We start from the raw sequence: 15194 nt of genomic DNA on the forward strand, positions 1-15194 counted from the left end.
AGAATGAAGCTACTTTGCAATCCATTCCTTTAATACCCCGGATGCTGTTCCCATTCCGGATTCATTTGTCTGATTTTCTCGGGAATGGGGAAGACAATAGTATACCCACTTTCTTCGTTGGGAAGTTGCGGACGACTGTTGTAAGAACGGGTAAATTGTCCAAAACGAATTAAATCCTGACGCCGCCAACCTTCCCAGGCCAATTCTAATTGGCGCTCAGCCAGAAGATTGTCCAAAGTAGCAGTACGTTCCGGTGCTCCTACACGGGTACGCACCTGATTCAGTTCTTCATCTCCATTACGTCCGTCACGGACTTTGGCTTCACTCTTCATAAGCAATACATCAGCGTAACGAAACAGAACAATATCATTCTCCATCAATTTTCCATCTTTCATGGCTTTGTCATCTATCTCATATTTTTTCATACGGGCACCAGCAGTCTTTTCATAAGGTTCATCGGACAGATCCAATTTAACCTTCCACGGTTCGTAAACTAAAGCTGTTCCATCATCCAATTTCACGGTATTACCTTTCAAATCATAAACAGTACCTGCATAATAGCAATAATCAAAACGCGGGTCCTGTTCGTTTGTCTCGTATCCAAAAGTCTGTAAGGCTTCGATAGTGGCACTTGATCCATTCTCGCCAGACAAACCTAACGCTTTGGCATGATTATAATGGCGCGAACGGAAAAGATATTGCATCTGATTGGTATATAACGTCTTATTCATCGGAATAGTGAAGATGTTTTCAACAGAGCCTTCATTATATACGGCAAAATTGGCGGAATAATCTGATTCAAGACGATAACCTAAAGCTGTAATTTGGTCACAATAGAACTCTACGGTCTGCCAGGCATTGAATGTATTGCCATCCACATCAAAGAAGATTGTTTTCCCATCCGGATGGATATCATCCACCCAGTTATTATCCATATAAATTTCTGCATTCAGTGCCAGTTTTGCAAGCAGGAAGTAGGCTACGGGACGTGTCAAGCGGCCATAGTAATTACCAGAACGGTTACTGAACTGAGCGGGCAGGAGTGGGGCTGCCTCTTGTAGTTCCTTGAATATGAAATTAAAGATATTCTCACGTTCACTTAGTACAATATCTTTTGAGGCAACCTTGGAAGATAGAACCAGCGGAATACTACCGAACAGGTCCGTCAGATAATAATAGTACATTGCACGCAAAGCACGCACTTCGGCACGATAGGCTGGAAGTTCTGCATCTGCATGTGTAAGTGCATAGCTTTCAATTTGTTCCAAAGACTTATTACTGAGCATAACTACTTTGTAGAGATATTCCCAGGTGGCTTGTATCGCATCATTATTTATTCCCCATTTGTGCAAGAACAGTCCTTGCCAGAAACCACCATCGTACCAGTCACCACCACGAGTAGGCATAATGGCTTCATCAGTTGTAAAAGTATTCAGATCATATATGCCGCGTCCTGTTCCCTGCAATCCTTGACTGTCGGAATTTCCTCCGATGTAGTTATAGAGAGAGGCAACTGCATTCAGATAAAGTTCAGTAATGTTACGATAGCCTTCTTCTTCGGGTAATGCATCGCGGGGATTTTCTTTTAGAAAACTATCACATGAGATCATGCACCAACTGAGGGTGACCAAAATACAAAACGAACGAATTATGGAATATCTTTTCATGTCTTTAAGGTTTAGAAGTTTACACTTAGTCCGATGGTATATGTACGATATAAAGGATAATTGCGTTTATCATCTATACCTAAAGTAGAATTCACCGATGAACTGTTTATCATGGGTGTCAATCCGGAATAACCGGAAATAGTAGCCAGATTATTGACCGTCAGTGACAGGCGAAGCGATTGCAGGTAACGGGTATTTTTCAATGGAACATTCCAGCCCACTGTGATATAGTCGAAGTTCACATAATCACCATCTTCCAACCAATAATCTGTAGCTGTCTGATCCTTTATATTCCGTGTAGGCGCTTTCTTCATGACATTATAGTCGGGGAAACTATTCATATTCATATAAGTAAGCGAAGTACCATTATAGACCTTATGCCCGAATGCACCGTTTATCTGTAACGATACATCGAAATCTTTATAACGAAAACTGATGTTAGAGCCAAGAATTGTCTTTGGAACTGCCTGACCTGCTATGTACCGGTCTTCACCATCTTCCAGACTAACACCACCACCATTCAAATCAGCAATCTGATAAGTATAGCCTCCGTTACCATCGGATACTAATCCTGTGCAATGAGGGAGGTAAAATACCCCCAACGGCTGACCTACAATCTGGTATACGATATGATTATATCCGCCATGAAATCCGGCACCATCCAATCCGGCAAGACTCTTGTATTCTGTTGCTGAAATATGCTCACCTTGATAGTTGCCATCGAGGGAAAGCAATTTGTTTTGTTGAAAAGTCAGGTTAGCATTGATATTCAGTTCCATATCTTTGGTTTTCAATGGAGTTATACCAATAGATAGCTCTGTTCCATAATTACGCATGGAACCAATGTTTGCCAGCAAAGTGTTGTAAGTGAAAGGCGGTACACTCACATTATAGAGATAGAGCATATCTTTCGTCTTGGAATTATAATAGTTGGCAGTCAGTAACAACCGGTTACCCAGTAAAGCCATTTCTATACCGGCATTGAAGGTCTGTTTCACTTCCCATTTTAAGTCCGGATTCATATTCTTCAATTGGTCCATTGTGACCACAGGCGATGAACCTACCGGAGCAACTCCGTTCGGGCGTATCAGATTCAGCGAAGTGTACGAATCGATTCCATTTTGGTTACCTGCCAAACCATAGCCTGCGCGGACTTTCAGATTGTCAATGAAAGGCAGTTTCTCCATAAACTTTTCCTTGCTGACTACCCATGCAACAGATACAGCCGGAAAGAAACCCCATTTATGATTACTGCCAAACTTGGAAGAGGCATCTCCACGGGCATTCACTGTCAGTATATAACGATCATCATACGTATAGTTCACACGTCCCATGAAGGAGGCCAGGCGAGGATCTTCATAATAAGAATTAGTTCCTTCCCACGAACGGAGAGCGCCTCCCTGAAGATTGTTATAGCCCAGACCATCAATACTGAAATTAGTAACTGTGGTATAGAATCCCGAATATTGGTCTTTTTGCACTTCCGCCAAACCTAAAACATCAAAGAAATGCTTCCGCCATTCTTTTTTATAAGACAACATCAGGTTCCCTAGTAACGATTCCATTTTCTTAGTTCCTTTGTATGCCTGCCCTTGCGCCCAGACCGCAACCGGCAGATACTGTGAATTTTCAATCACATTATAGGTGTAGGAACCAAACAGTGCCAGTTTCCATGCTTCAGACAAATTAAATGTCAACCGTGCATGCGTACTAATGTGCGAAGTAGCGTCTTTATCATTCACGTCCATCCATGCCAGCGGATGAGACAGCTGGCTGGCAAGAACACTTCCATCCCAACTTCCGGTTTCCGGATTTTTATGATTAGGGAAAGTGGGATTAAATGCAGCAGCCGAATAAAACACTTTATGTAAATTTACCAGGTTACGCTCTTTCTGTATGGAACCAAACATTCCGAGATCACATTTCAGAAAATTATCGAATACGTACTGCGTCATATTCATATTCGATGTGAAGTTCCGCAACTTTTCATTAACAATCACCCCTTCGCGATTCATCAAAGCAAGAGAAACACGATAGTTGGAGGTATTTGTTCCACCGGAGAAAGCAATGTGATGATTATGTTGCAGCCCTGTTTGTTCTATTTCCTTCTGGAAATCGGTATTGTTTCCCAAATCAAGAATAGAAACGCCACGTTCTTTAGCTACTGCCCGAAATTCATCTCCATTGAGCATTCTTACCGTTTTATAGCTTGAAGCAATACCGAAACTACCATTATAGTTCACACTTGTACGCCCACTAACACCTTTTTTAGTGGTAATTTCAATAACACCCGATGCTCCGCGCGAACCATATTGCGCTGTTTCCGAAGCATCTTTCAAAATAACAAAACTTTCAATATCCGCCGGATAGATAGACATAAGCATACTCAAATCACCAAAAACACCGTCTACAATAATCAACGGATCATTCCCGGTAGTCAATGAAGTGGTACCACGCAAGCGGACAGCATCCAATGCTGCAGGTCCATTGGAACCTTTCAGAATAGTCAAACCCGGTACCCGTCCGCGGATAGCATCCAATGGATTGGTTATCTGGTCTTTATTCATTTGGTTTTCGGTAATTCTCTCTACAAGTCCTGAAAGGTTCTTGCGAAGGCCTGTGGCATATCCAACAGTCGTTATAGAGTCAGGGAGGCTAACGTGAAGTTTTTCTTGTGCAACGGCTTGAAGGCCAGGGACAGTCAAAAGCAAAGAGAGATAGAAAAAGTTCCTTATTCTCTTCATAGCATTAATATTTAAGAGGTTCCGCAAATATAGATGTCATTATATGAAACAAATATATTTGCGGAATAGTTCAGCTCATTTCGGCAAATCGATATATGAGTCCTTGAAGCCTAAGAAATAGAGCACTCCATCGAGCCCGATTGTATTGATGGACTGTTTGGCATTAGCAACCACTTTTGGTTTAGCATGGAAAGCGATACCCAAACCGGCAACACCCAGCATCGGTAGATCATTGGCTCCATCACCCACGGCAATAGTTTGAGCAATATCCACTTTTTCCACCTGTGCAATCAGACGCAACAGTTCAGCTTTCCGCTTACCGTCTACAACATCTCCCAAATAACGTCCAGTCAACTTTCCATCCACAATTTCCAGTTCATTGGCATATACGTAGTCAATACCATATTTTTGTTGCAAGTATTGTCCGAAATAGGTGAAACCACCGGAAAGAATGGCAATCTTATAGCCGTACTTTTTCAACACATACATCAACCGGTCTACCCCTTCTGTTATAGGCAGGTGTTCTGCTATATCCTGCATTACAGATTCATCCAGCCCTTTCAGTAAAGCTACGCGTTCGCGGAAGCTTTCGGTAAAATCTATTTCCCCACGCATGGCCCGTTCGGTGATAGCTTTTACTTCATCTCCTACACCGGCACGTATGGCCAATTCGTCAATTACTTCCGTCTCAATCAGTGTGGAGTCCATATCGAAACATATCAGACGGCGCATACGACGATACATATTATCGAGTTGAAAAGAGAAGTCCATTTCAAGTTCACTCGCCAACTTCATCAGATGCTCTTGCATGGCAATGCGATCCTTCGGAGTTCCACGGACGGAGAATTCGATACACGCACGTGTACGTAAATCACATTCATCCAATGGAATACGTCCCGTCAGACGCTTGATAGCATCAATGTTCATCCCCTGTTCGGCAAGGATGCGGGTGACTGCGGAAATTTGGCGGGCAGACAACTTACGTCCCAGTAAAGTAAGGATATAGCGATTTTTTCCCTGCATGTTGACCCAGTCTTCATATTCTTTCACCGAAATAGGATAGAAGCGAATCGTCACTCCCAGGGAAGATGCCTTGAAAAGCAACTCTTTCATGATGAATCCTGAATGTTGTTCCTCTGTCTTGCATAAGATACCCAATGACAGTGTATTATGAATGTCCGCCTGACCAATGTCAAGAATAGTAGCGTCGTATTTAGCTAAAATTTCTGTAACGGATGCAGTTAATCCCGGACGATCTTCGCCCGTAACGCGGATAAGAATAAGTTCTGTGCTCAACGATTGCATATAAAATTGTTTATCTAAATTAATGAGTAACACGGTGCAAAAGTAGATAAAATTCCTGCTATATACACCAATTAACATAGAAATATGTATTTAACAGTAATATTCATGAAATGTTTCCTATTTCTCTTGAGGAGAGACTTGATACAAATGATAAAAATATATAATATATATTCGAAAATCACCAGATCGATACTGTACAGAGAGGTATCCAGAAATGTAAAACATGTTATATAACATAAAAAAGTCAACCGTTTACTTGATTTTCAATAATAAAGTTATACCTTTGTCGCCGATTTAGAACGAGTGGTTCTATAATCTTAGTAAACGTTGATTGTATATTTGTTAGCTAAGACGTTGTTTTTACCGTCTGACAAACATCTATAAATCAACCAGTATTAACCAAAACCGCCTTACATGAAGCATGTAAAATGGATTTTTGTTGTATTACTAATTAGTTCCTTGACTTCTTTCGTAGAAAAAGACAAACCTACCGGAGGTTTAAATGTGGGTGACATAGCCCCTGATTTTAAAATCAAAACTATGTCGACTGAGCAGCAACCTATTCAAAATTTCTCCAAGATGAAGGGAAAATATGTGTTACTCAGTTTCTGGGCAAGTTATGATGCGCAATCCCGGATGCAAAACGCAAGTTTGAGCAATGCGCTTCACTCAACTTCTCCAAACAATAATGTGGAAATGGTTTCCGTATCATTCGATGAATATCAATCTATCTTCGAGGAAACCATTCGTAAGGACCAAATAGTTACGCCCACCTGTTTCGTGGAAACTAAAGGCGAGTCGTCCGGCATCTTTAAAAAGTACCGTTTAGGCCGGGGATTTACTAACTATTTACTGGATGATAATGGTGTAATTATAGCCAAAAACATCTCTGCTGCAGAACTTTCAGCTTACTTGAATTAAGCTTTCACTGCACATTGCCATGAAAGATTTAAAGAACCTGTAAGACGAAAGTGGGGTTGCTTCTAAAACTTATGTGATGAAAAAAGCATCGTTAAAGTCAAAGGAAGCAAAGACAAAAGAGGAAATGGATACAACAAAAAAGCCCCTCCTGCACTTGTGGTAACACAAGGAGCGGGAGGGGCTTCTTATTTTTATTAATTTGAACTGTTACTCTATTTCGGTGCTCTCTGATACAGATAAAACGCAATGAACGCATAGAGTATATTCGGTATCCATACAGCAATTACCGGAGGTACATTACCATTCACTGCAAAGGTGGAAGCAATCGTCTGGAACAAAATATATGAAAAGCTCAATGCCAAACCTATCCCCAAGTGTAATCCCATTCCCCCTTTAGTCTTTTTCGAAGAAAGAGAAACACCTATCAATGTGAGGATAAATGATGCAAACGACATGGCAATGCGTTTGTGATATTCAATTTCGAACTCTTTGATATTGGCAAAGCCGCGCTGCCGCTGCCGACTAATATATTCGCTTAACTGTGGACTGGTCATCATTTCCTGTTGATTTTTCATAATAAGAAAATCGGCAGGTTCCATAAAAAGAGTACTATCGATGCGGTCTCCCTTAACAATGTTCTCTTTCATACCATCCATTTCACGTATCATGTAATCCTTTATAATCCATTTATGGACGGAGGCTGTATCATAAGTGATAGATCGTGCCGTAAGATGAGAAACCAACTGCTTGTCTTTAAATTTATCCAGTGAAAAACGATATCCCGTCTTACTATAATCTTCGAAGCGTTCAATATAAGCAATGACACCCGAATCCACTTCCAACTGAATGTTACGAGCTGTATTCGATTTGCGCTGCTTATAATATTTATCTTCAAAGTTAATACGCGTCACACTACCTTGGGGTATGATATAAGAGCCCAAAAAGAATGTTACTATTGCAATTATAGCTGCTGACACCATGTAGGGACGAAGCATCCTCTTAAAACTCATTCCGGTAGAGAACATCGCAATAATCTCGGAGTTCTCAGCCAGTTTTGAGGTAAAGAAAATAACCGCAATAAACACAAACAACGGACTGAACAGGTTTGCAAAGTAAGGAATGAAATTCAGATAATAATCGAAGATTATGGCTTTCCAAGGAGCTTCGTGTGACATAAATCTGTCCATCTTCTCATTAAAGTCGAATACCACTGCAATGGAGATAATCAATGCAATGGCAAACACATAAGTTCCAAGGAACTTCTTAATAATGTAGAAGTCGAGCCGCTTCAACCATTTCCAGTTATCCGGCATCTTTATACCTTTCATGTTCCAGTTCAGTTTTTTCATAACCTTGTCGATACGCGTTTCACCATCATCGGTTTCCATGTGGAGAAATCACCGGCAATGATGTGCTTGCGAGCTTCACCCACCAGCCACAGATAAAATGCTAAATTATGAATAGATGCAATTTGCATAGCCAGTAACTCCTGTGCATGGAACAGATGACGCAGATACGCCTTACTATATAAGGTATCTACCGCAGAAGCTCCATCTGCTTCAATAGGTGAGAAGTCTGTTTCCCATTTCTTATTGCGCATATTGATGATACCATATTTAGTAAATAACATGCCATTGCGTCCGTTTCGGGTTGGCATTACACAATCGAACATGTCTACACCGCGCTCGATACCTTCCAAAATATTGACTGGTGTACCTACACCCATCAGATACCGTGGCTTATCTTTCGGTAAAATTTCATTCACCAACTCAATCATCTCATACATTTTATCCACAGGTTCACCTACTGCCAGACCACCGATGGCATTGCCATCCGCGCCCTTTGACGCTATGAATTCTGCCGACTGCTTGCGAAGATCAGGATATACACATCCTTGAACAATAGGAAAGAGAGACTGCTGGTATCCATACTTCGGTTCCGTTTCATTGAAACGCTGAATACAACGGTCCAACCAACGATGTGTTAGTCCTAATGACTTTTTGGCATACGCATAATCCGAATCTCCTGGAGGACATTCGTCAAACGCCATCATGATATCTGCACCAATCGTACGTTCGATATCCATTACCTTTTCTGGAGTGAAGATATGTTTACTACCGTCGATATGTGAACGGAATTCTGCACCCTCCTCACGTAGTTTACGGATACCTGATAATGAGAACACCTGAAATCCGCCACTATCTGTCAGCATAGGACGGTCAAAGCCGTTGAACTTATGCAGTCCTCCGGCTTTTTCCAATACGTCCAATCCCGGACGCAGATATAGATGATAGGTATTCCCTAATATGATTTGCGCCTTAATATCTTCTTTCAGTTCGGTTACATGCACACCTTTCACCGTTCCTACGGTACCTACCGGCATAAAGATAGGAGTTTCTATCTGCCCGTGATCGGTAGCTATCAATCCTGCACGCGCATTACTTTTACTGTCTGTATATTGTAAGTCGAATGTCATTCTGCTTTCTTTTCTTTCTTTACGGACAAGTCGATGGCATCGGCAACCTTCTCATTGGTCAGCGCAATGGCAAACACCTCTTTCACATCTTTTACGTAATGGAAAGTCAACCCTTTGAGGTATATTTCCTGTATCTCGTCAATATTCTTACGGTTCTCTTCACTTAGAATAATATTCTTGATGCCGGCACGTTTCGCAGCCAGAATCTTCTCCTTAATCCCCCCCACGGGGAGCACCTTACCACGAAGTGTTATTTCTCCTGTCATAGCAAGATTTGCCTTCACTTTACGCTGGGTGAGGGCAGAGGCGAGAGAAGTGGCCATGGTGATACCTGCCGAGGGGCCGTCCTTAGGAATCGCACCTTCCGGCACATGTACGTGGATATTCCAATTATCAAAAATATCTTCATCCAGACTCAGCAAAGAAGCGTGTGCCTTGATATATTCCAAAGCCAGCATTGCAGACTCTTTCATGACATCACCCAGATTTCCGGTCAACGTCAGACGTCCACCTTTTCCGCGGCTCAAACTGGTTTCTACAAACAGGATTTCTCCCCCCACGGCGGTCCATGCTAACCCGGTCACTACACCAGCGTATTCATTGCCCTGATATTTATCACGGGTATACTCAGGTGCTCCGAGAAACTCATACAAATCTCCCGGTTTGATTTCCTGTTTGGCAAAGTAGCCATCCGTAGCATACTGGCGTGCCGATTTACGAAGTATTTTACCTATCTTCTTCTCTAATTCGCGTACACCACTTTCACGGGTATACGACTCGATAATAGCCTCCAGCGTATTCTTTGGTATTTTGATATCATTCTTCTTCATACCGTTGGCTTCCAGTTCTTTCGGAACCAGATGGCGACGGGCTATTTCAATCTTCTCTTCAGTGATATAACCACTTACCTCAATCAACTCCATACGATCGAGCAACGGCCCAGGGATAGTATTCAGATTATTTGCAGTAGCAATGAACATTACTTTAGATAAATCGTAATCTACATCCAGGAAATTATCATGGAATGTTGTATTCTGTTCCGGATCGAGCACCTCAAGCAAAGCAGAAGAAGGATCTCCCTGACGATCTGAACTCACCTTATCTATTTCATCCAGAATAAACACCGGATTGGATGAACCAGCCTTTATCAGACTCTTGATAACACGTCCCGGCATAGCACCGATGTACGTCTTACGATGTCCACGTATCTCTGCTTCATCATGCACGCCACCCAATGACATACGGATATATTTCCGTTTGAGGGCAGCAGCGATAGAACGTCCCAAAGAGGTTTTACCTACTCCCGGAGGGCCATACAAACAGATAATAGGCGACTTCATATCACCTTTCAATTTCAATACAGCCAAGTGTTCCAGAATACGTTCTTTCACCTTTTCCAAGCCATAATGATCTTTATTCAGAGTCTTCTCAGCATTGACTAAGTTCAAATTATCTGTAGTGTATATTCCCCACGGCAAACTTAGCATTGTTTGCAGATAATTGAGTTGCACACTATAATCAGGAGATTGTGGATGTGTACGTTCCAGTTTATCCACCTCTTTCATGAAAGCGTCTCTTACTTCCGCACTCCACTTAGTAGTGATTGCTTTACGACGCAACTCTTCTATCTCCTGTTCCTGGCCACCACCACCCAATTCATCTTGAATGGTCTTAATCTGCTGTTGCAGGAAGTATTCACGTTGTTGCTGGTCAATATCTTCCCGTGCACGCATCTGTATGGACTCCTTGATTTCGGCAAGTTGCACTTCCCGATTCAGTATCTCCAACAAACGATAAGTACGTGCCCGCAATGCATCAATACGCAACAACTCAATCTTCTCATCTTTTTTCAGCGGAAGGTTCGTGCAGATAAAATCCACCAGGAACATAGGATTCGTAATATTCTTGATGGCAAATGCAGAATCCTGCGGAAACATATCAGATGATTTGATATATCTTATAGTCAGATCCTTGCAAGCTTCCACCAATGCATGGAATTCCTTATCATTTTTATCAGGAATATCTTCTCCCAATGCTTTTACGCGCCCTTTCAAATAAGGAGTTGTATCTACAATTTCTTCCAATTCCATACGTTTGACGCCTTGCAGAATAATAGTGGTAGTCTGATCAGGCATTTCCAGGATACGGATAATCTTACCTACCGTACCAATAGTATGCAAATCTTCCAACAAAGGCACCTCCGTTTCTGCTACCTTCTGGCAAACCACTCCGATATATGCACCTTTTTTTTCAGCTTCACGCACTAATTTCATGGAAGTCTTTCTCCCGACAGATACCGGCATAAATACACCTGGAAATAAAACCATATTCCGCAAAGGTAATATCGGAAGTATCTCATTCACTTCAATATCCATCAACTGTTCTTCATTCCCCTCAAAATCAGCAATCACTGAAAAAGTATTTCCTTCTTCTCCCGCTTCCGTATCTTTTAGGTAAAGTCTTTTCTTCATTTCGTTCTTTTTAAGTTTATGTCATACTGACAGGGCTTACAAAGCGCCTGCAAAGTTAATCTATTCTTCATTAATATAAAGCACCTTTTCTATAAAAAGACAAAAACGGTGCCAAATTTGTCGTAATATTCCCGACTTTATCTATTTTTGCTCTCTATTAACAACTACAACCTATGTCAAATTCTTATTTTCAGTTTAAACAATTTACTATATGGCACGATAAATGTGCCATGAAAGTAGGTACAGATGGAGTGCTGCTAGGTGCCTGGGCAGAGGCAGAAAGCTCGCAAAAAATCCTCGATATAGGAACTGGCACTGGATTGATAGCGATAATGTTAGCACAGCGATACCCATTGTCGCAAATCACGGCTATAGAAATAGATGAAGCTACGGCAGCTCAAGCTAAGATGAATGTAGCCCGTTCTCCGTGGATAAAACGAATACAAGTTATCTGTAACGATTTCAGTCTATTTCAGACCGAAAGTAAATATAATCTGATAGTTTCTAATCCACCATATTTTGTTGATGCATTGAACTGCCCTGACAAGCAACGCAATATGGCACGTCATACCTGTGAACTAAATTATGAGTTACTTTTTCGACGCTCGGCACATCTCCTTGAAAAGCAGGGGAGGGTATGTATTATCATTCCTACCGAAGCAGAAAAGTTAGTAATTGACACAGCCTGGAAATATATGTTGTACCCTTCGCGTCGTCTTCATGTCTTCACAAAACCGGGTAAACCAAGCCGAAGAATACTTATTTCATTCAGCCACGAAGAACAAGAGTGTATAGAAGAGACTTTATGTATTGAAGTGGAACACCATCAATTTACACCGGAATATATTGCACTAACAAAAGATTTTTATTTAAAAATGTAGTTTGATAGCAAATGCTAGCATGCTTTTGGTTGGAGGTTTCTATATAAAAAGAATAAGCTACTGAAAAATCAGTAACTTATTCTTTTTAGTCGGGGTAGCGGGAAACACTACTCAAACAAAAGAAGGTTGGATATCAGCTTTTTATTAATCTGTATATATGTATATCTGCCTTTTATTGTCTATTATTGTCTACTTATTATTTCATCTTGAAACTTCTTGTTAAATTCAGATAACTTTTTCTCTATAACATCATAACGCTCACTTATAATGATACATTCATTCTCTATACTTATATTAGCTTCCGTTATAGCAAATACTTTATTGGCCTCTATTATAGCGTGCTCTTTATATGAGAAAGTGTCATAATCTGATATCTTATATAACATTATTATTTCACTATCCTTATAAATGTTAGAAAGCTGATTGGTAGGAATAATATCTAAATATTCATATTTATTTTCCCAAACCCTACACTTCGTTTTAAGGTAACTATTACCTTTTAGTGGGAAAATGTATACAATCTTTTTCTTTCCACAATACGCCATTATTATTTATTTAATATCTCTAAACTATTATCTCCAAACACAAGCTTTAATACCTGATCTTTCTTTTCCTTTTTCAATTGAATAGTCAATGATGCTACAATATCATCATTTAAACAATTGGTAGGTATATACTTTTCAGGGTATGTAAACAGATCAATAACACTTACCTCAAGGCAGTTTGAGATAATCTCAAGTTCACTGACTTTAAGTTCACGTTTACCATTCTCGATATTACTGATAACCGCAATATCCACATTCAAAGCATCCGCTATTTTTTTCTGTGGAACGCCTTTTTCTGTACGTAACCGTTTTATATTCTCTACTACATTCATATTTATAAAGTTAGCGCAAATAATTCAGATATTATTTGAGATAAATTCAAGTATATTTGATTATTTCTCAAATTTAATTTGCGATTTTCTCAAATTAGTCTTATGTTTGCGGTGTAATTATAGCACTAAAAATTGTACTAAGCATGGAAAAAGAACAGAATTTAAACAAAATGGCATTTAGAGACTACTATGATACTTTGTCAGATGATGCCAAAGAGGCAGTTCGAAGCCGTATCCTTGGGGAAAGTGGGATGTCTTATACTACCTTTTATTATAAGCTTCGTAATAACACTTTCAAGCCATTGGAGAGAAAATTGATTGATAATATAATAAATGATGTAAATCCAAAGGTATTATGCTGACGAATATTGAATTCTACAACACTCCTGAAGGAGATGTCATGGTTAAAGGGGTGAACGAAGCTGCTCACTCTCTAAAAGAAAACGACCGGGATATAATAGATTATATGTTAACAGTCATTCGTGATCGATACCCCAAGGCTCATGCAGCTCTTATGGAACTATATTCAAAAAGAACTATGAATAAGACATATTTTGAATATAGCGTTGTTCATCGATTCATAAGATGCAATTTTGGTGAATACGACCAATTCAGCCACGATATTGACGCTAACGGTTACTTTGTTTTTGAAGAAGTAAAATGTCCTCTTCGTGGTGAATGTCCATTAGAAGGAGTAGTATGTAAACCTGAGCTTGACACTCAGCTCTCTGATAGAGAAATAGAGGTATTCAGATTAATCGCCCGAAATATGCGCTCCGGAGAAATTGCTGCAGAACTGTCCCTCTCAAAATTTACAGTTGATCGCCATCGAGAAAACATTAAAGCCCGGCTTCGCCTTCGGGATGTCCCAGAGATGATAACTTACTGGCATGTTAACCATCTTAAATAAAGCGGTGCAAGGTCATCCGGGTTCGATTCCCGGCTCCGCACGATGATTTACTAACTTAATAAACAGTATTAAAATGGGAAAAAGAACAATGCAAATAGATGTAATAGGTCCAGTAGAAGGAACTGAATTCATGAAATGTAAATTATATGCCGATGGGCGTGTATGTGTATTCTATATGTCGGAATCTAATTATAAAGCCTTGATGTGTGATAAGATATTTATTCGTGATGGAAAAACTGTAGATTCTGCCAATGTGATAAATACTACCAATACCTTTATTGAAGAAGATATAATTCCTCATTAAAACTCAATAGAGATATGACCCAACAGGATTTAGATGAAGTAGTAAAAAGACTACCGTCGCCAGCGAAAGTCGAGACTGACAGATATATTGCTTATAGCCTTAATACAACTTGCCGATTCATTTTTCGGAAAGAAGTCTTTTTCATCACTCCACAGAGAGTGACTTTGACAATGTGGGTTTTAGACTATATTATAAAGTAATAAAGTAATAAACTAAATACTACTACGGCGTCACATACTGCGTAAGTTGGTTAACGTGACTGCGCCCTTGTGACACGTAGTAGTTCTAATAAATTAAAAAATGGGCCAAGAAGTAACAACAGCTCCCCTATGGATGCTTAAAGAAATAGAGAATACATTGAGAATGACAGCTAATATACATCATTCAACGCAAAGAGAAACATGCTTTGATAGGCAGGTGATGCGCTCATGGAATTTTATTAATGACATAATTAAAGGTCATGAAGCAAGTTTATCTGAACGGTATGATTATTATAACAAAAAGGGACAAAAACCTTATTAATAAAAATATGAATATCCTTCTTTGGCTAACAGACAGACCAGCATATCGAATGATAAAAAAAATACGCTGGGAAATACAAGTGATGGATTTGGCTGATAAACTAAGAAATACAAATC

Annotated in this window: 14 protein-coding genes; 6 read left to right on the forward strand and 8 right to left on the reverse strand. The window is 40.1% G+C overall.

The window, feature by feature from the left end; genetic code table 11:
- Positions 1–29 precede the first annotated feature (29 nt).
- The 3 genes from BN161_RS25115 to serB form a co-directional block, all read right to left on the reverse strand.
- A complete protein-coding gene (locus BN161_RS25115; protein ID WP_044271491.1) occupies positions 30–1667 on the reverse strand; it encodes a RagB/SusD family nutrient uptake outer membrane protein in 1638 nt (545 codons plus the stop codon).
- A gap of 11 nt (positions 1668–1678) precedes the next feature.
- Positions 1679–4411 (reverse strand): SusC/RagA family TonB-linked outer membrane protein, encoded by a 2733-nt coding sequence (locus BN161_RS25120; protein WP_044271493.1) that lies wholly within the window; start codon positions 4409–4411, stop codon positions 1679–1681.
- A 75-nt stretch (positions 4412–4486) separates the two neighbouring features.
- Positions 4487–5716 carry a phosphoserine phosphatase SerB gene (serB, locus tag BN161_RS25125; RefSeq protein ID WP_044271530.1) on the reverse strand — a complete coding sequence of 410 codons (1230 nt, stop codon included), beginning with the start codon at positions 5714–5716 and terminating at the stop codon, positions 4487–4489.
- A 414-nt stretch (positions 5717–6130) separates the two neighbouring features.
- Between serB and BN161_RS25130 the strand changes: the two genes are divergently transcribed.
- The gene (locus tag BN161_RS25130; RefSeq protein ID WP_044271495.1) at positions 6131–6637 is read left to right on the forward strand and encodes a thioredoxin family protein; all 507 of its coding nucleotides are present in this window, start codon (positions 6131–6133) and stop codon (positions 6635–6637) included.
- 212 nt (positions 6638–6849) lie between these two features.
- Here BN161_RS25130 and BN161_RS25135 read toward each other — a convergent pair whose 3' ends face one another.
- The 3 genes from BN161_RS25135 to lon are packed head-to-tail and all read right to left on the reverse strand — an operon-like array spanning position 6850 to position 11584.
- Complete coding sequence (locus BN161_RS25135; protein ID WP_081743786.1) at positions 6850–7986, reverse strand: LptF/LptG family permease; 1137 nt, start codon at positions 7984–7986, stop codon at positions 6850–6852.
- On the reverse strand, positions 7983–9113 hold the full coding sequence (tgt, locus tag BN161_RS25140) for a tRNA guanosine(34) transglycosylase Tgt (RefSeq protein ID WP_044271498.1): 1131 nt from the start codon (positions 9111–9113) through the stop codon (positions 7983–7985). Before tgt ends, BN161_RS25135 begins: the two co-directional genes overlap by 4 nt.
- Positions 9110–11584: an endopeptidase La gene (gene lon, locus BN161_RS25145; protein WP_044271501.1), complete on the reverse strand. Its 2475-nt coding sequence runs from the start codon at positions 11582–11584 to the stop codon at positions 9110–9112. The genes tgt and lon overlap by 4 nt, the downstream gene beginning before the upstream one ends.
- Positions 11585–11757: 173 nt before the next feature.
- On the opposite strand from lon, the gene BN161_RS25150 reads away from it, so the two are divergent.
- The gene (locus BN161_RS25150; RefSeq protein ID WP_044271503.1) at positions 11758–12465 is read left to right on the forward strand and encodes a tRNA1(Val) (adenine(37)-N6)-methyltransferase; all 708 of its coding nucleotides are present in this window, start codon (positions 11758–11760) and stop codon (positions 12463–12465) included.
- A gap of 182 nt (positions 12466–12647) precedes the next feature.
- Here the strand turns inward: BN161_RS25150 and BN161_RS25155 are convergent, their stop codons facing one another.
- Together BN161_RS25155 and BN161_RS25160 are read right to left on the reverse strand one after the other, a co-directional pair.
- A complete protein-coding gene (locus tag BN161_RS25155; protein WP_044271506.1) occupies positions 12648–13010 on the reverse strand; it encodes a hypothetical protein in 363 nt (120 codons plus the stop codon).
- 2 nt (positions 13011–13012) lie between these two features.
- Positions 13013–13342: a helix-turn-helix domain-containing protein gene (locus tag BN161_RS25160; protein ID WP_044271507.1), complete on the reverse strand. Its 330-nt coding sequence runs from the start codon at positions 13340–13342 to the stop codon at positions 13013–13015.
- Positions 13343–13485: 143 nt separating this feature from the next.
- Here BN161_RS25160 and BN161_RS25165 point away from each other — a divergent pair, with 143 nt between their 5' ends.
- The 4 genes from BN161_RS25165 (at position 13486) to BN161_RS25185 (ending at position 15078) form a co-directional block, all read left to right on the forward strand.
- The gene (locus BN161_RS25165; protein ID WP_044271509.1) at positions 13486–13704 is read left to right on the forward strand and encodes a hypothetical protein; all 219 of its coding nucleotides are present in this window, start codon (positions 13486–13488) and stop codon (positions 13702–13704) included.
- Positions 13698–14252 carry a response regulator transcription factor gene (locus BN161_RS25170; RefSeq protein ID WP_044271513.1) on the forward strand — a complete coding sequence of 185 codons (555 nt, stop codon included), beginning with the start codon at positions 13698–13700 and terminating at the stop codon, positions 14250–14252. Before BN161_RS25165 ends, BN161_RS25170 begins: the two co-directional genes overlap by 7 nt.
- Positions 14253–14325: 73 nt before the next feature.
- Positions 14326–14556 (forward strand): hypothetical protein, encoded by a 231-nt coding sequence (locus BN161_RS25175; RefSeq protein WP_044271515.1) that lies wholly within the window; start codon positions 14326–14328, stop codon positions 14554–14556.
- A gap of 300 nt (positions 14557–14856) precedes the next feature.
- Positions 14857–15078: a hypothetical protein gene (locus tag BN161_RS25185; protein WP_044271522.1), complete on the forward strand. Its 222-nt coding sequence runs from the start codon at positions 14857–14859 to the stop codon at positions 15076–15078.
- The last annotated feature ends 116 nt before the right edge of the window (positions 15079–15194 follow it).

Source organism: Bacteroides timonensis, from assembly GCF_000513195.1.
GTDB lineage: Bacteria > Bacteroidota > Bacteroidia > Bacteroidales > Bacteroidaceae > Bacteroides > Bacteroides timonensis.